This window comes from Pantoea sp. Cy-640, from assembly GCF_011752635.1.
In the GTDB taxonomy this organism is placed as follows: domain Bacteria; phylum Pseudomonadota; class Gammaproteobacteria; order Enterobacterales; family Enterobacteriaceae; genus Pantoea; species Pantoea dispersa.
Window position 1 is genome coordinate 17,838 of sequence record NZ_VWXB01000001.1, and the last position, 17,280, is coordinate 35,117.

16 protein-coding genes are annotated in these 17,280 nt (G+C 56.4%); 9 read left to right on the forward strand and 7 right to left on the reverse strand.

Annotated features, from left to right (window positions below; all coding sequences use genetic code 11):
* Window positions 1–120 precede the first annotated feature (120 nt).
* Both dps and rhtA read right to left on the reverse strand, forming a co-directional pair.
* The gene (gene dps / locus F3J36_RS00090) at window positions 121–624 is read right to left on the reverse strand and encodes a DNA starvation/stationary phase protection protein Dps (protein WP_021508421.1); all 504 of its coding nucleotides are present in this window, start codon (window positions 622–624) and stop codon (window positions 121–123) included.
* Between the two features lie 294 nt (window positions 625–918).
* Window positions 919–1,827: a threonine/homoserine exporter RhtA gene (gene rhtA, locus F3J36_RS00095; protein WP_166718611.1), complete on the reverse strand. Its 909-nt coding sequence runs from the start codon at window positions 1,825–1,827 to the stop codon at window positions 919–921.
* 504 nt (window positions 1,828–2,331) lie between these two features.
* Here rhtA and ompX point away from each other — a divergent pair.
* Window positions 2,332–2,844 (forward strand): outer membrane protein OmpX, encoded by a 513-nt coding sequence (gene ompX / locus F3J36_RS00100; RefSeq protein WP_031279869.1) that lies wholly within the window; start codon window positions 2,332–2,334, stop codon window positions 2,842–2,844.
* Between the two features lie 146 nt (window positions 2,845–2,990).
* On the opposite strand, the gene F3J36_RS00105 is transcribed toward ompX, so the two are convergent.
* Complete coding sequence (locus F3J36_RS00105; protein WP_021508417.1) at window positions 2,991–3,185, reverse strand: hypothetical protein; 195 nt, start codon at window positions 3,183–3,185, stop codon at window positions 2,991–2,993.
* A gap of 264 nt (window positions 3,186–3,449) precedes the next feature.
* On the opposite strand from F3J36_RS00105, the gene mntR reads away from it, so the two are divergent.
* From mntR to F3J36_RS00145, 8 genes are all read left to right on the forward strand, one after another.
* Window positions 3,450–3,908, forward strand: a complete 459-nt coding sequence (gene mntR / locus F3J36_RS00110; protein WP_021508415.1) for a manganese-binding transcriptional regulator MntR — start codon at window positions 3,450–3,452, stop codon at window positions 3,906–3,908.
* Between the two features lie 21 nt (window positions 3,909–3,929).
* Window positions 3,930–5,039: an SLC13 family permease gene (locus F3J36_RS00115; protein ID WP_088516392.1), complete on the forward strand. Its 1,110-nt coding sequence runs from the start codon at window positions 3,930–3,932 to the stop codon at window positions 5,037–5,039.
* 182 nt (window positions 5,040–5,221) lie between these two features.
* A complete protein-coding gene (locus tag F3J36_RS00120) occupies window positions 5,222–6,349 on the forward strand; it encodes an HlyD family secretion protein (RefSeq protein WP_021508413.1) in 1,128 nt (375 codons plus the stop codon).
* Window positions 6,346–7,914 carry a DHA2 family efflux MFS transporter permease subunit gene (locus F3J36_RS00125; protein ID WP_058757803.1) on the forward strand — a complete coding sequence of 523 codons (1,569 nt, stop codon included), beginning with the start codon at window positions 6,346–6,348 and terminating at the stop codon, window positions 7,912–7,914. The genes F3J36_RS00120 and F3J36_RS00125 overlap by 4 nt, the downstream gene beginning before the upstream one ends.
* Before the next feature lies 1 nt (window position 7,915).
* Window positions 7,916–9,445, forward strand: coding sequence for an efflux transporter outer membrane subunit (locus F3J36_RS00130; RefSeq protein WP_021508411.1), 1,530 nt, complete (start codon window positions 7,916–7,918; stop codon window positions 9,443–9,445).
* 243 nt (window positions 9,446–9,688) lie between these two features.
* A complete protein-coding gene (locus tag F3J36_RS00135) occupies window positions 9,689–11,167 on the forward strand; it encodes a sugar porter family MFS transporter (protein ID WP_058757802.1) in 1,479 nt (492 codons plus the stop codon).
* 429 nt (window positions 11,168–11,596) lie between these two features.
* Window positions 11,597–11,998: an H-NS family nucleoid-associated regulatory protein gene (locus F3J36_RS00140; RefSeq protein WP_021508409.1), complete on the forward strand. Its 402-nt coding sequence runs from the start codon at window positions 11,597–11,599 to the stop codon at window positions 11,996–11,998.
* Between the two features lie 258 nt (window positions 11,999–12,256).
* Window positions 12,257–13,849, forward strand: coding sequence for an ABC-F family ATPase (locus tag F3J36_RS00145; RefSeq protein WP_031279866.1), 1,593 nt, complete (start codon window positions 12,257–12,259; stop codon window positions 13,847–13,849).
* Between the two features lie 100 nt (window positions 13,850–13,949).
* On the opposite strand, the gene moeB is transcribed toward F3J36_RS00145, so the two are convergent.
* From moeB to F3J36_RS00165, 4 genes are all read right to left on the reverse strand, one after another.
* Window positions 13,950–14,711: a molybdopterin-synthase adenylyltransferase MoeB gene (moeB, locus tag F3J36_RS00150; RefSeq protein ID WP_021508407.1), complete on the reverse strand. Its 762-nt coding sequence runs from the start codon at window positions 14,709–14,711 to the stop codon at window positions 13,950–13,952.
* A complete protein-coding gene (gene moeA, locus F3J36_RS00155) occupies window positions 14,711–15,946 on the reverse strand; it encodes a molybdopterin molybdotransferase MoeA (protein ID WP_305848945.1) in 1,236 nt (411 codons plus the stop codon). The genes moeB and moeA overlap by 1 nt, the downstream gene beginning before the upstream one ends.
* A 169-nt stretch (window positions 15,947–16,115) precedes the next feature.
* Window positions 16,116–16,421, reverse strand: a complete 306-nt coding sequence (locus tag F3J36_RS00160; protein WP_166719109.1) for a contact-dependent growth inhibition system immunity protein — start codon at window positions 16,419–16,421, stop codon at window positions 16,116–16,118.
* Window positions 16,421–17,254: an RNase A-like domain-containing protein gene (locus tag F3J36_RS00165; RefSeq protein WP_166718613.1), complete on the reverse strand. Its 834-nt coding sequence runs from the start codon at window positions 17,252–17,254 to the stop codon at window positions 16,421–16,423. Before F3J36_RS00165 ends, F3J36_RS00160 begins: the two co-directional genes overlap by 1 nt.
* Window positions 17,255–17,280 lie beyond the last annotated feature (26 nt).

Consider the following 17,280-nt stretch of genomic DNA (forward strand, 5'->3'; position numbering starts at 1 on the left):
GCACAGTGTGCATCAGAGTGATAATAAGGGAAAGAAAGGATTAAGGAATTGTTAACGGCGTCAAAAAAGCCGGGCGGATAGCAGGCATAAAAAAGGCGGGATAACCCGCCTGTCTGATCATTACTCGATATTTGATTCGATAAACCACAGGAACTTATCAAGGTCACGCGATGCGGCAGTAAAGATATCAGCCGTATCTTCGTCTTTCACTTCACTGATGGCTTTACGCGTATCGTTAGCCACGACGGCGTAACGATCGGCCAGCGCTTTCAGGTGATCCTGTACGCTGTGAATATTCAGCGGATAGCTTTTCAGCGGTGACTTGTCGTTAACCACCTGCGTGGTGCCCAGCGCAACGCCGCCCAGCTGTACCACACGTTCTGCAATGGTGTCCTGGTGATCGGTAATCGCGGTACGGAAGCCATCCAGCATTTCATGTACGCCAATGAAGTTCGCGCCACGCATGTTCCAGTGCGCCTGCTTGGTGATCAGCGACAGGTCAATAAATTCCACGACCAGACGGTTGAGCACCTCGATGGTAGCTTTCTTCTCGCTATCAGCCACGTCATTGCGGGTATAAATCAGATCGGAAGATTTTGTTTTAACCAGTTTTGCGGTACTCATCATTAATGTCCTCTTATTGATGGTTGTCCTAATCAAGCACGGGAATAAGTATAGCAGCAGTTTTTCACTCTGCAGGATTGATTAAATCAATGACAGGAATAGCTAAAGCTTAATGTTAAGCCGTGAAAATAACGATTTTATTAAAGTTAATTTAAATCAGTAGCTTAGGGTGCATGTTAATTATTCTTCTATCATGTTGCAAAATAATAACAGCTTACCGTGCGGCTATTTAAGAAATGATAATGAGAATGTGTCTATATACAGCCGGTTAAATAACCGGCTGACCTGTACGGCTTATTGCGGCGTGTTGATATCCACTTCATTTATATGTGCCGCTTTCTGTTTCATGGTGAGCGTCGAGCCAGCAGATGCGGCGATGATCGCCAGCAGCGCCAGCAATTGCTGTAGCGTCAGCAGCTCGCCGAGGAACAGCATGCCGGAGAGCGCCGCCATCGCCGGTTCCAGACTCATCAGCGTGCCGAAAATGCGCGCCGGCAGACGCGTCAGCGCCATCATCTCCAGCGAGTACGGAATGGCGCTGGAGAGCAGGGCGATGAGCAACGCCAGCGGCAGAATTTCCCACTGCCAGATACCGGGCGCGGCAAAGGTCAGACCGAGCGGCACAAAAATCACTGAGGCGATCAGCGAGCCCATTGCCACCGTGGCCGGGCCGTGTTCGGCGCCTGCCCGCTGGCCCGCCAGAATATACACCGCCCAGCAGGCGCCGGCACCCACGGCCAGTAGCGCGCCGGTGGGATCGATATGGCTGAGGCCATGACCAATCGGCAGCAGGAACCACAGGCCGGTGACCGCCAGCAGCACCCAGAGAAAATCCAGCGGACGGCGTGCGCCGGCCAGCGCCAGCGTCAGCGGGCCGAGAAACTCCAGCCCTACCGCGACGCCCAGCGGCACGGTGCGGATCGAGAGATAGAACAGGTAATTCATGCAGCCCAGCGCCAGTCCATACATCAGCAGCGGCTTGCGCTGCTTTGCACTGAAGCGCAGGCGCCAGGGTTTGAAAATCGCGCACAGGATGAGCGTGCCCAGTCCCAGACGCAGCGCGGTAATGCCAGGCGCACCGACGGTGGGAAACAGCGATTTCGCCAGCGATGCGCCGCCCTGCAGCGACAGCATGGCGATCAGTAATACGGCAACCGGCAGCACTACCGGCGCCAGTTTGGGGTGGGAAAGAGGTGCAGACATCCTGTGATCAATTCCTGTGATGATGAATAACCAGGCAACGAGTAGCCAGTGTAAAGCAATCGGCGGGAAATAAGGAGGCGGCTGAGGTAATGATGCGGGGTTTCTGTCGCCGCTTTATCATCGGGCGCGGTCGCCTCGCATTATCCTGGCGTCAGTGACGACTCATTCACACCGCTTTTCGGGCGAAATTTCCAGCGAATAAAGCGCGACGGCGGAAAAAATGCGCCAGCGACTGGCTGAAAAATCACCGTTTTCAGGGCCATTTCCGTAAAGAAATGTCAGGTTAGTTTAGGAATTTACTTAAACCGATAATTTTCTGTGCGCAGGATTATTGCAGAAAGATGATGCTTTTTATAAGAAAAATGAATGACATACGAAAGTTCATTAACTTTCTGTTACACCAAACAATCTGTTAGACAACAAAATGCGGGCAGAGTTTCTTGCTAAGTTTTGTTATATTTTTAGCGTTGTCAGGAGAGAAGTATATTCACATTTGAGGTGGTTATGAAAAAAATTGCATGTCTTTCAGCACTGGCTTGTGTACTGGCAGTTTCCGCTGGTTCCGCCATGGCACAGAGCACCGTTTCTGCCGGCTACGCGCAGAGCGACTATCAGGGCGTTGCTAACAAAGCTAACGGCTTCAACCTGAAATACCGCTACGAAGACGGTTCTAACCCACTGGGTTGGATCGGTTCTTTCACCTACACAGAAAAAGATCGCACTGAAGATGGCGTGTACAACAAAGGTCAGTACTACGGCATCACCGGTGGTCCGGCTTACCGTCTGAACGACTGGGCCAGCATCTACGGCGTAGTAGGTATCGGCTACGGCAAATACCAGCAGAACCAGACTGCCGGTCAGTCTAAAACCGACAGCAGCGACGTAGGCTTCTCTTACGGCGCAGGTATGCAGTTCAACCCAATCCAGAACGTTGCTCTGGACGTGGGCTACGAGCAGAGCCGCATCCGTAACGTCGACGTGGGCACCTGGATTGCTGGCGTAGGTTACAGCTTCTAAGTTTTTGCTTAGACCAGAGTTGCACAGAAACGGCCCTTTACGGGCCGTTTTTTTATGCCTGAAAACGCTGCCGTGAAGGGCGTTTCTCGCAGGCAAAATAAAACCCGCTGCAGGCAGCGGGTCAGACTGTGAAGCCCTGAGGAAACTCAGCCGCGCCAGATCAGATTCGGGCAGGGCTGCGCGGCGATTTTTTTGCCGGTCAGTTTCTCAAGCAGCATCAGGCGCAGGGCAAAAGGCGAGCGGCTAAACAGACACAACAGCGACTTCAGCTCAAAAGCCGGTTTGCTTTGTACGGTCTGGAAGCATTTGCCGCAGTCGAGGCAGCTTTTCATCGTGCTCATCTTTACCTCCTGGAAAACGGGTAACTCAACAGTAAGCACAGCCCTGCAATAAACAGCAGGAAAAGGAGCAGCAACAGCCAGGGTTCGTTCATCGTTGCCTCCTTTGTAGGCTATTCGCTTACAACATGTACAAAGATAGCACTGGCTATACTCTTTAGCCAACACTATTCAGGAAAAATTTGTGCTTATTTGTGCCTGGTTTACAATGAGCGCAGCCAGCCCGCACCGCAGGTAAAGTGCGGCAGATAATAAAGAGGAAGCTGAATGAGTCGTCGTGCGAAAAGCGCCACCCACATGCCCCAGGGGCCGCTGAAAGATATTGAGGAGCATGTCGAAGGATTTCGCCAGGTACGCGAAGCGCATCGCCGTGAGCTGATTGATGATTACGTTGAGTTAATCTCTGATTTAATTCGTGAATTTGGCGAGGCGCGCCAGGTCGACATGGCGGCACGCCTGGGCGTTTCGCAGCCGACCGTGGCCAAAATGCTGAAGCGTCTCAGTACCACCGGTCTGGTTGAGCAGGTGCCGTATCGCGGCGTGTTCCTCACCCCGGAAGGCGAGAAGCTGGCTGAAGCCAGCCGCGTGCGCCATCACATCGTTGAAACCTTTCTGCTGGCACTGGGCGTCAGCCCGGAAACCGCCCGCCGGGATTCCGAAGGGCTCGAGCATCACGTCAGTGATGAAACCCTCGCCGTGTTCCAGAAATTTTACGAGAATCGCTAACCTACAAGGCCTTCTGCCATCATGCCCATCGTGCTTCGTTCCTTAATGCGTGACCGCGTTTTGCATTTACTGTTGCTGTTGGGCGTGATTCTGTTGCCGCTGGCGGATTACCGCTGGCCGCAGCTGCCCGCCGCCGTTGACTGGCACACCATCATGACGCTCACCGGTTTGCTGATGCTGACAAAAGGGCTGGAAAACAGCGGCTATTTTGATGTGCTCGGTGCGCGGCTGGCGCAGGGCTTCCAGCACGAACGCACGCTGGCGCTGTTTATGGTGTGCGCGGCGGCGCTGCTCTCGACCTTCCTGACCAATGATGTGGCGCTGTTTATCCTGGTGCCGCTTACGCTGACGCTGCGCAAGTTCTCGCGCCTGCCCATCTCCCGGCTGATCATCTTTGAAGCGCTGGCGGTCAACGCCGGCTCGTTGCTGACGCCGGTCGGCAACCCGCAAAATATCCTGCTGTGGAGCCACGGCACGCTCAGCGTGGCCGGTTTTATCGGTCAGATGGCGCCGCTGGCGGCGATGCTGATGCTGACGCTGGTGGTGCTGACGTGGTTTAGCTTCCCGGCGCGCAGCATTGAGAAGCATGATGCTCCGGGCAATCAGCAGTGGCAGAAACCGCTGTTTATCGTCAGCGTCCTGTTGTATGTGGTGTTTATCGTCGCGCTGGAGCTGAAACTCACCGGCTGGGCGCTGCTGCTGGTTGCGGCCTGTTTTCTGCTGATGGCACGTCAGGTGCTGGCGACCATCGACTGGAGCCTGCTGCTGGTGTTCGTGGCGATGTTCATTGATGTCTTTTTACTGATGCACCTGCCAGTTCTGCAGCCGCATTTTGCCGCCATCGGTCAGCTGGGCGAGGGCGGTATCTATCTGCTGGCGATTGGCCTGTCACAGGTGATCAGCAACGTACCGGCCACCATTCTGCTGTTACAAAAAGTCCCGCCTTCCGAAGTGCTGGCCTGGGCGGTGAATATCGGCGGCTTTGGTCTGCTGCCGGGATCGCTGGCCAACCTGATTGCGCTGCGCATGGCACAGGACGCCAAAGTGTGGTGGCGTTTCCATCTGTTTTCCCTGCCGATGCTTGCCTGGTCGATGCTGTGCGGCTGGCTGTTGTTACAGCTGCTGCGTTAACCCTGACCAACCTGTCCGCCTTAGCAAGACGCGCTGATTTATCAGCGCGTTAAGTGATGTGGCAGAAAATGCGTCGGATGTTAGCTTATGTAAAGTTACACTGGCATTTGTCAATTTCCCATCTAAGGTTAAGTTGACCGTTTCGCCCGGGGATCGGGATTACCAGCCAGTGATGACAAATTATGAGTGAAAACCACAATCCGCCATCCGCCGATGAGCAAAAAGACAACAACACGTCAGATTCCAGTCAGGATAACGAGCAATCACCCCGTAAACGCCCCGGCAAAAAGCCGCTGATCATTCTGGCGATTGTGGTGGTGATTATGCTGCTGGTGGGATTCTGGTTCTGGTTTAGCACGCGCAACATTGAAACCACCGACGATGCGTTCACCGAAGGCGATGCCGTGACCATCGCGCCCAAAGCGTCGGGCTACGTGGTGCAGCTGCTGGTAAAAGATAACCAGCGGGTGAAGAAGGGCGATCTGCTGGTGCTGATCGACCCGCGTGATAACGCCGCACAGCGCGATCAGGCCAAAGCACAGCTCGGTCTGGCGCAGGCGCAGCTGCATCAGGCGCAGGCGCAGCTGGCGCTGGCGCGGGTGCAATATCCGGCGCAGCGCGATCAGGCGCTGGCCGACCAGGCGCGGGCGCAGGCCAATTTACTCAATGCGCAGGCGGATTACCGTCGTCAGCGCGGTGTTGACCCGCGCGCGACCTCGCAGCGCAATATCGATACCGCCGCTGCGCAGTTACGCTCGGCTGAAGCGCAGCTGCAGAGCGCCAAAGCGCAGGTCGAAGTGGCCTCGCAGGTGCAGTTGCAGATTCGCCAGCAGGAAACCAATGTTGAAGCGCGGCAGCAGCAGGTCGAGCAAGCCCGGGCTCAGCTCAACACTGCCGAGCTTAACCTCTCATACACCGAAGTACGCGCGCCGTATGACGGTTTCGTCACCAAACGCAACGTGCAGCCCGGTACGCTGGTACAGGCCGGCAGCGCGCTGTTTTCGCTGGTATCGCCGGATATCTGGATCACCGCCAACTTCAAAGAGTCGCAGCTGGCGCGCATGAATCCGGGCGATAAAGTGGAGATTGGCGTTGATGCCTGGCCGGACATGAAGCTGGAAGGGCACGTCGACAGCGTGCAGATGGGCTCCGGCTCGCGCTTCTCTACCTTCCCGGCCGAGAACGCCACCGGTAACTACGTGAAGATTGTGCAACGCGTGCCGGTGAAAATTGTGATTGATAAAGGGCTCGACCCGAATCATCCGCTGCCGCTTGGCCTGTCGGTTGAACCGAAGGTGACGGTGGAATGAGTGCGAGCGAAAGCTGGCGTCCGGCCAGCAATCCCTGGCTGGTTGCCATCACGGTAACGCTGGCGGTGTTCATGGAGATTCTGGACACCACCATCGTTAACGTTGCGCTGCCGCACATCGCCGGGTCGCTGTCATCCAGCTACGATGAATCCACCTGGGTACTGACCTCCTATCTGGTCGCCAACGGCATTGTGCTGCCGATCTCGGCCTTTTTCAGCCGCCTGTTTGGGCGCAAGCAGTTCTTCCTGATCTGCATCGTGATGTTTACCATCTGCTCCTTCCTGTGCGGCATTGCCACCGAGCTGTGGCAAATCATTCTTTTCCGCGTGCTGCAGGGCTTCTTCGGCGGCGGGCTGCAACCGGTGCAGCAGTCGGTGCTGCTGGATTACTTCAAGCCGGAAGATCGCGGCAAGGCTTTTGGCCTGTCATCGATTGCCATTATTGTCGCGCCGGTAATTGGCCCGACGCTCGGTGGCTGGATCACCGACAACTACAGCTGGCGCTGGGTGTTCTTTATTAATATTCCGGTGGGGATCCTCACTGTGCTGGCGATCTATCAGCTGCTGGAAGATCCGCCGTGGGAGCGCAAGTGGGCGAAGGGCCGGCTGAAAATCGACTATATCGGCATCAGCCTGATTACCCTGGGTCTCGGCTGTTTGCAGGTGTTTCTCGATCGCGGTGAAGACGAAGACTGGTTCGCTTCACACTTTATTCGCCTGTTTGCCATGCTGGCGGCCGTCGGCATCGTCGGTGCGGTTTACTGGCTGCTGTATGCGCGCAAGCCGGTGGTGGATATCACGGTGATGAAGGATCGCAACTTCTGGGTGGCCGGTCTGCTGATGGCGGGCATGGCGATGATTCTTTATGGCAGCTCGGTGGTGTTACCGCAGCTGGCGCAGCAGGATCTCGGTTATACCGCCACCTGGTCCGGGCTGGTGCTGTCGCCCGGCGCGGTGCTGATCGTGCTCACCATCCCGCTGGTGCTGAAGCTGATGCCGATTGTGCAGACGCGCTACATCATCGCCTTTGGCTTTACCTGTCTGGCGCTGGCCTTCTTCTATTCCAGCACCCTGACGCCCAACGTGGATTTCACCACGCTGGTGCTGATGCGCAGCGCGCAGTCGATTGGTCTCGGCTTCCTGTTTGTGCCGCTCACCACCATTGCCTTTATCACCGTGCCGCAGCGCCTGAATGCGGATGCCTCCGCACTGTTCACCATGTTCCGTAACGTGGCCGGTTCGATCGGCATTTCGCTGGCCACAGCTGGCATCACCGAACGTGAACAGGTGCGATCGGCCCACATGGTGCACAACATGTCGCCGCTCAATGAGCAGTTCAACCTCACGCTGCAGCACTGGGCGCAGGCGATTCGTGACTTTACCAGTGCGGTGGGCGATCCGCTGACGCTGGCCAGCGGTCAGCTCTATCAGGAGATGATTGCCCAGGCGCGTATTCTGGCTTACATCGACGTGTTCATGGGCCTGAGCATTGTCGCCGTGCTATTGATTCCTTTTTGTTGGTTGCTTTCGCCGATCAAGAGCGAAGGCAGTGCAGGAGCACATTAACATGATCACCTCTTCGCGCGTTACGCCGTCGCTGACGCTGCTGGCGCTGTCCATGCTGCTGGCGGGTTGTGCCGTCGGGCCCGATTATCAGCCGCCACAGGCGCACACGCCCGGTAGCTACCGTGATTTGCCCTCTCAGGAAGCCTCAAAACCGCTGGCGTCCGCGACCAATCCTTCGTGGTGGAAAAGCTTTAACGACCCGCAGCTCGATAGCCTGATTGAGCGCGCCATCGCCGGCAACCTGACGCTGCAACAGTCGGTGCTGCGCATCGCCGGTGCGCGCGAACAGCTGGCGCAGGCACGTGGCGGGCTGTTCCCGTCGCTTAACGGCTCCGCCAAAGTGACGCGTCAGCAGCTCGGCCTGAAAGGCATGCTGAAATCCAACGGGGTATACGATCAGGTGGATGATGACGTGGCGGATCAGCTCAACGGCCTGACCCATTCGGTCACGCTGTATCAGGGCAGCTTTGACGCCAGCTGGGAACTGGATTTATGGGGCAAAGTACGACGCCAGATGGAGATGGCGGACGCGCAGCAGCAGGCGGCGATCGAGCAGCGTAACGATGCGCTGGTGTCGCTGGAAGCTGAGGTCGCGCGCGCGTATCTGCAGCTGCGCGGCGCGCAGGCGGTGCTGGCAACGCTGCAACAGCAAATCAACGTGGCGCAGCAAACCTGGGAGCTGACGCAAAGTCAGCAGCGTAACGGTCTGGCGCCGCTCACCGACGTTGAGAATGCCCGTGCGCAGCTGGCCTCCCTTAACGCGCAGCTGCCGCAGTATCAGGCCCAGGAACGTCAGGCGATGAACGGGCTGGCAGTGCTGCTGGGCAAAACGCCGGGCGCGCTGGATAACGAACTGATGAGCAGCAAAGCGCTGCCGGCGTTGCCGAAGCTGGTGGCGGTGGGCATTCCATCGACGCTGGCGCGCCGTCGTCCGGACATCCGCCAGGCTGAAGCGAATCTGCATGCGCAGACCGCCAATATCGGCGTATCAGTCGCGAACCTGTTCCCCAGCCTGTCGCTCACCGGGCAGCTGGGCGTGCGCAATACCGATGCCAGCTACCTTGACGACTGGAGCAGCCACTTCTTCAGCGTCGGCCCGGCGCTGTCGATCCCGATTTTTCAGGGCGGACGTCTGGTTTCCAGCGTGAAACTGGCGCGTGCGCAGCAGGCGAGCGCGGCGCTCGATTATCGCCAGACGGTATTGACGGCGCTGCAGGATGTGGAAAATGCGCTGGTTAGCTACCGCGCCGATCAGCAACAGGTTACCGCGCTGGATGAGACCACTGGCGCACTGCAGCGCGCCTTTGACCTCGCCAGTGACAGTTACAAACAGGGCATCTCTACCTTCCTTGAGGTGCTGGATGCTCAGCGTCAGCTGGCACAGTCGCAGGCGCAATCCACCCAGGCGCGCATGCAAAGCGCGCTGGACCTGGTAGCGCTGTATAAAGCGCTGGGCGGCGGCTGGGAGCCGTATCAGCAGGTGACGCTGCCGGACTATGACGTCTTTGGTCCGGCCACCGCAGTCAATTAATCTGACATCGCTGACCGCATTCACTGCGTGCGGTCAACGCCTTCCATGAAATAAATATTCTCCCTTCTGTTTGTTGTGCAAAATTTGCACTGTGTTCTCTGCGCTCTGAATCTGGTTTTGTGATCATTATCTCAATTAAAGGCAAAGATAATGACCCGTGGCGCAAAATTTAAATTTCATATTTATTTATTGTGGTGGAAATAATCTATTTTAAGGCTTCTTATCTCAGGAAAGGAGTTGGTTATGTCCCGCGAAACCTGGATGACGCCCAATCCGGCATCAGGGCCAAATAGCAGCACGCGCACCGAGCCTTTTGTGAAAGTCATTGCGCTGATTGCCACCCTTGGTGGTTTGCTGTTTGGCTACGACACCGGCGTGATCTCCGGCGCACTGTTATTCATGGGCGACGATCTGCATCTCACCCCATTTACCACCGGGCTGGTGACCAGCAGCCTGCTGTTCGGCGCGGCGTTTGGCGCACTGGCTTCCGGTCACTTTGCCGCCGCGGTCGGGCGGAGAAAAATTATTCTGGTACTGGCGATTATTTTTGCACTCGGCGCGCTGGGTACCGCACTGGCACCTGATGTCAGCTGGATGATTTTCTTCCGCCTGGTCCTTGGCGTGGCCGTGGGCGGTGCGTCCGCCACCGTACCGGTGTATATCGCCGAAATGGCACCAGCCAACAAACGGGGTCAGCTGGTGACCATGCAGGAGCTGATGATCGTTTCCGGCCAAATGCTGGCCTATATGTCGAACGCCGGCTTCAACGCAGCCTGGGGGGGCGACACGACCTGGCGCTGGATGCTGGCGGTCGCCACGCTGCCGGCGGTGCTGCTGTGGTTCGGGATGATGTTTATGCCGGACACGCCGCGCTGGTATGCCATGAAAGGCCGTCTCGCTGAGGCGCGCAAGGTGCTGGAACGCACCCGCGCGCGCGAAGACGTTGAGTGGGAGATGATGGAGATCGAAGAGACGCTGTCGGACGAGCAACAGCAGCGTCCGCGTCTGCGGGAACTGCGCCAGCCGTGGCTGATCAAACTGTTCCTGATCGGTATCGGTATTGCCGCCATCCAGCAACTGACCGGCGTGAATACCATCATGTACTACGCGCCGACCATGCTGAAAGCGGTGGGGATGAGCAATGACGCTGCGCTGTTTGCCACCATTGCCAATGGCGCGGTCTCGGTATTAATGACCTTTGTGGGGATCTGGCTGCTGGGGCGCATCGGTCGCCGCACCATGACGATGATAGGTCAGTTTGGTTGTACCGCCTGTCTGGTGTTTATTGGCACCGTCAGTTACCTGATGCCGGAAACAGTTAACGGTCAGCCGGATATCTTGCGCAGTTATATGGTGCTGCTGGGTATGCTGATGTTTCTGAGTTTCCAGCAGGGCGCGTTATCGCCGGTGACCTGGCTGCTGCTGTCAGAAATTTTCCCGACGCGGTTACGCGGTATTTTTATGGGCGGCGCGGTATTTGCGTTGTGGATCGCCAATTTTCTTATTTCTCTGCTGTTCCCGGTTCTGCTGGCGTCGGTTGGCTTATCCGGCGCGTTCTTTATTTTCGCGCTGATTGGCATAGGCGGCGCGATTTTTGTTATTCGCTGGGTACCGGAAACACGCCATCGTTCGCTGGAGCAGATTGAACATTATTTGCACGACCGGCTGTCTGATGCGCCGGCGCCCCAGCTATTGCGACCGGCAGTGAAGAAAAGCGGATAACCACAGACATACGATTTTTGCATGATGGCCGGTTAACAACCGGCCTTTTTTTATTTATTTAATGGCAAAATGAGATATTGCTCGCATCTGTGACGCTAATGCCATCCGCGTTAAAAACGGATTTTACTTACACTATTAATGTTTTTTTACCTTTATGCTGACTACTGCCTCAGCGCACAATAAGCGCTAAACGCTTGTTTCCTACGCGTGAATAAGCAATGAAATCGATTCCAGTTCCAGCCGGTGGTACTGAACCACTGATGTTAATTCACCGTTAATTCACGCCGCACATTGGGTTTAAACGCGCCTGACTGGAATAGGCTAATCCATTCGGATTAATCCGGTCTGCAAAATTAATTTATTTTTTTATTTGAATTGGGTAATCTTGCCACTACAGTTTATTTAACCCCCTTAAGCAAGGACATTGTGATGAGTGACGCATTTAAAGTTCTGAACAACATTCGCACATTACGTGCACAGGCTCGTGAACTGCCACTGAGCGATCTGGAAGAAATTCTGGAAAAATTAACCGTCGTGGTAACTGAGCGCCGTGACGAAGTTGAAGCGGAAGAAGCGCAGAACCGCGAAAAAGAAGAGAAGCTGTCTAAATACCGTGAAATGCTGCTGGCAGACGGTATCGACCCGAACGAATTACTGGGTGCACTGGAAACCGGTAAAAAACGCGCCAAGCGTGCGCCGCGTCCGGCGAAATATTCTTACACCGACGAAAACGGTGAAGAGAAATCATGGACCGGTCAGGGCCGTACCCCAGCTGCGATTAAAAAAGCGCTGGATGCAGGTAAAAGCCTCGACAGCTTCCTGATCAAATAATCTGCACAATCCTTGTAAGCGGGAGCCGGAGGTGTCAGCGTCTCCGGCTTTTTTATTGGCCTCGCTCCGGGCACGGGCGGCGGTTCATTCCCCGCGCCGTGGATAACCTGTCCGGCACGGTCGCAATTATTTTACCTCTGGCAACAAGGTGTTCTCCGCCTTGCCTTTGCGTATCCGGGTGCAGAGGTGGCTCATCCAGGCCGCTTCTGGCATAATGCCCGCTGTTTTTTCCTCCACTGCGTAACAAAGGTCAATGCCGTGTTAGTTTCCAGCAATATCACTATGCAGTTCGGCAGTAAGCCACTGTTTGAGAATATCTCCGTTAAATTTGGCGGCGGTAATCGTTACGGTTTAATCGGTGCGAACGGCAGCGGTAAATCGACCTTCATGAAAATACTGGGCGGCGACCTGGTTCCGACTAACGGAAATGTTTCCCTCGACCCTAATGAGCGCATCGGTAAGCTTCGCCAGGATCAGTTTGCTTTCGAGCAATATAGCGTGCTGGATACCGTGATTATGGGGCACCAGGAATTGTGGGCGGTGAAGCAGGAGCGCGATCGCATATATGCATTGCCGGAAATGAGCGAAGAGGAAGGCTATAAAGTCGCCGACCTTGAGGTCGCCTACGGTGAAATGGACGGTTACAGTGCCGAATCACGCGCCGGAGAATTATTACTCGGCGTGGGCATTCCGGTGGAGCAGCATTACGGTCCGATGAGTGAAATTGCCCCAGGCTGGAAATTGCGTGTGCTGCTGGCGCAGGCATTATTTGCTAACCCGGATATTTTGTTACTCGACGAACCGACCAACAACCTGGATATTGACACCATTCGCTGGCTGGAGCAGGTGCTTAACGAACGTGACAGTACCATGATCATCATTTCGCATGACCGTCACTTCCTGAATATGGTGTGTACGCACATGGCGGATCTGGATTACGGTGAGCTGCGCGTTTATCCCGGCAATTATGACGAATATATGACGGCGGCGACCCAGGCGCGCGAGCGTTTATTAGCGGATAACGCCAAGAAGAAAGCACAAATTGCCGATCTGCAATCCTTCGTTAGCCGCTTTAGCGCCAACGCCTCAAAATCACGGCAGGCCACTTCGCGCGCGAAGCAGATTGATAAAATCAAACTGGATGAGGTAAAAGCCTCCAGCCGTCAGAACCCGTATATTCGTTTCGAGCAGGATAAAAAGCTGTTCCGTAATGCGCTGGAAGTGGAAGCGCTGACCAAAGGATTTGATAACGGTCCGCTGTTTAAAAATCTTAACCTGCTGCTGGAAGTGGGTGAGAAACTGGCCATCCTCGGCGCCAACGGTATTGGTAAATCCACCCTGCTGAAAACGCTGGTCGGTGAACTGCAGCCGGATAGCGGCACGGTGAAATGGTCGGAGAATGCGCGCATTGGTTACTACGCGCAGGATCACGCCGAAGATTTTGCTGACGACCTGAGCGTGTTCGACTGGATGAGCCAGTGGAAGCAGGAAGGCGACGACGAGCAGGCGGTGCGCAGTATTCTTGGTCGTCTGCTGTTCAGCCATGACGACATCAAGAAGCCAGCGAAAGTGCTGTCCGGTGGTGAGAAGGGCCGCATGCTGTTTGGCAAGCTGATGATGCAGAAGCCAAACATCCTGGTGATGGACGAACCGACTAACCACCTGGATATGGAGTCGATTGAGTCACTGAACATGGCGCTGGAGATGTACGAAGGCACGCTGATTTTCGTCTCGCACGACCGTGAGTTCGTCAGCTCGCTGGCGACGCGCGTCATCGAGATGAAAGGCGATCGCATCGTTGACTTCACCGGCAACTACGAAGATTACCTGCGCAGCCAGGGCATCGTATAACGGCGTAGCCGTTTAGCAGTCGCCATCATCAGCGGCGCAATTTATCGCCTGATAAATTGCGCCGCTCAGCAATACCTGACGCTTATGTCACGCCCCGGCGTTATTCCTCACGCTGGCCACACACTTCACACTGCGCGTCCTGCGCAACTTTCAGGCTGCGAAACTCGGCGCTCATCGCGTCGTACATCAGTAGTCGCGCGCTGGCCGGCTGGCCAAAGGCGCTCAGCACCTTCAGCGTTTCCATCGCCTGCATCGCACCCACCACGCCGACCAGCGGAGCCATTACGCCGGCTTCGACACAGCTCAGCGTCTGCTCGCCGAACAGGCGGCTGATGCAGCGATAGCAGGGCTCGCCGGGCTGCCAGGTAAATACGCTGAGCTGGCCTTCCATACGAATGGCGGCGCCGGAGATCAGCGGCACCCGATGCTGAAAACATCCGCGGTTCACCTGTTCGCGCGTGGTGACATTGTCGCTGCAGTCCAGCACCGCATCGTGACGCGCAATCAGTTCGCCGAGCGCGGCTTCATCCAGCTGCGCATCGATCGCCTCCAGCGTGCAGTGTGGATTGAGCGCCGCCAGCTGCTGACGGGCCGAGGCGACTTTTGCCATGCCGATGCGCTCATCGCTGTGCAGAATCTGGCGCTGCAGATTACTCAGGCTGACGCGATCGAAATCCAGCAGCGTCAGATGGCCGACGCCGGCGGCGGCAAGATAGGGCGCGGCAGCACAGCCTAGTCCGCCCAGGCCAACGATAAGTACCCGTGAGGCTTTCAGCCGTTCCTGGCCGTCGAAATCGAAGCCGCGCAGCACAATCTGCCGGTTGTAGCGCAGCATCTCTTCATCGCTCAGCTCTGTGTGCATTAGCCCTCCAGCAGGCTGTTGAAGGCCTCGATATCAACCCATTCGCCCGGCTCAACGTCACCACGATCGCGCTCCAGCACAATAAAGCAGTCGGCCAGCGCAAAGGAACTGAACACGTGCGAGCCCTGCGCACCGGTGCTGCGCACTTCCAGTACACCATCATCGCCGCGACTGAGGATGCCGCGCTGAAAATCGAGCCGGCCCGGTGCTTTCTTCAGACGCTGCGTTGCGCGCGCGCGCTGGCGCAGCGGCATGATGCGCGTGGTCTGGCCGGTCAGCGTGGCCAGCAGCGGCTGCACCAGCTGATAGAAGGTCACGGCCGCCGACACCGGATTGCCCGGCAACCCGCAGAACCAGCTGTTGGCCAGACGGCCAAAGGCAAACGGCTTGCCGGGCTTGATCGCCAGCTTCCAGAAGGTAATCGCGCCCAGCTCTTCGAGCATCGCTTTGGTGAAATCCGCCTCGCCCACTGATACACCGCCGGTGCTGATCACCACATCGGCCTGGCGATCGGCTTCGCTGAAGGCCTGGCGCAGCTTCGCGGGATCGTCAGCGATCACGCCAAGGTCGATCACCTCGCAGCCAAGTTTGCGCAGCATCAGCGCCACGGTGAAGCGGTTGGTGTCATAAATCTGGCCCTCAGCCAGCGGCTGGCCCACCGCCTGCAGTTCGTCACCGGTGGAGAAAATGGCCACGCGCAGCTTACGCAGCACGCTGACCTCCGCAATACCCAGCGACGCCAGCAGCGGCAGCTCCGCCGCACCGAGCCGCACGCCGGCATCCAGTACCTGCTTACCGGCCTGAATATCCTCCCCGATGCGGCGAATATTTTGCCCGGCACGCACTGGCGCGGTGATAACAATGCCGCCGTCACGCGGTTCGGTTTGCTCCTGCATCACCACGGCGTCGCAGCCGGCGGGAATCGGTGCGCCGGTCATGATGCGAATCACGCTGCCGGCTGGCCACTCGCCATTAAACGGGGCGCCGGCAAACGCTTTGCCCGCTACCGGCAACACGCGGTCAGCGGACAGGTCGCTCAGGCGCAGCGCGTAGCCGTCCATCGCGGAGTTATCGAACGGCGGCACGTCCAGCGGCGAAATCACCGGCTTCGCGGTAATGCGCCCGGCGGCATCGGCCAGCGCGACGCTCAGGCAATCGCTAATCGGTTGCAGCTGCTGCAGCATTTTCTGCTGCGCGTCTTCAAGGGAAATCAGTCCGGCGGTAAAAGGTTCCATGTCCATCTCTGTCGGGTTAAAGGCGAATGCTGCCTATTATGGTGGCTGTTGTCGGCTGAGTCACATGCGAGATTAAAGGTAATGGAAATTAGTGTGCGGTGACGAATCCGCCGGCGAACATGCTTTGTTCAGACTGAAAGTGATAGTCATGTTAACAACCGTGCTGACGTTATGATGTGAGTGCGGCAGATACTTTCTTATGCACCAGTGACAGAAACGCGCCCGCAGTGGTATCCCAGTTGGCCGGAACAAACTCTCTTTTATAGCGGTCACGGAAATCAGATTCGACGTCATCGCACTCTGCCAGAAACAGCTCGATGTCTGCCAGTATGGCGTGCAGGTTTCCTTTATGCGCTTCTCTGATATACGCCTCGATTTTGGGCTCGATCTCATCACCCGGTTCAAACAGGTCATAATCCTGCCCAAACCAGATGCCAATAAAATTATCCAGTTCACTGATACTGATACGGTCCATCATAACTCCGGGAAAGCGGTAATGATAAAGTAAGGTTTGCCGTTGTAGGGCTTAAAATCCAGTATGACGCGAACGGCGTAGCAGATCTCAACCTCTTCACGCCCTTTACTCACGACTATACCAACAGGATGTGAAAAACGCCGACTCAGGCGCATACGGGCTTGCAGGCCTGGAGGGATATTTTTCACCCACATCTGAATTTGATGCTTGTTATCTGCCAGCACCTTACTGATCAGTGCTTCCGCCTCGCTCAGAGACTTAAAGCTACTGGCTTCATCGAGACGAGGCCGATTACGAAGCCTCTCCCGCAGCTCATCCGGCGTTTTGCCGATATGTCGCTCAATCGTGTGCCCACCGGGTGCTCGCCCTGAAAGCGACTCATGCTCGGCGATTTTGACCCGCCCGGCACGCACCGCGATGACGCGCTCTGCTCCGGCTGCAAAGGCAAATGCCATCGGAATGGCGATATCTACCGTCAGGCCGACATTCATGGCGGTCTGATGGTCAGCGCCGAGCGATTCTGCGAGTGACACGGCCGAATTAAACGTGTCGGTAGCGACCTGTCTGCCAGTCCATACCTGGCGCAGGCTGGCCTGAAGCGTGTCGAGACCGTGAGTGCCGACAAAGACGCAGCCAGCTTTGGTCAGCATGGTGGGCTCAGGCACGACGCACAGTGCGCCAGCACCAAAAAGCTCAATCACTCCGCCAGCGAGCCCGAGTCCTCCAAAAATGCGGTTGCTGGTCGTTTCACCCTCGCTGACGCTGCGATCTGAAAGGATGGCTGCCAGCTGCACCGGGGAGAGTGCAATCCTTAGCCCTTTTTCATCTTCCACTGAATATTCCTTTTCATGAATGGGCC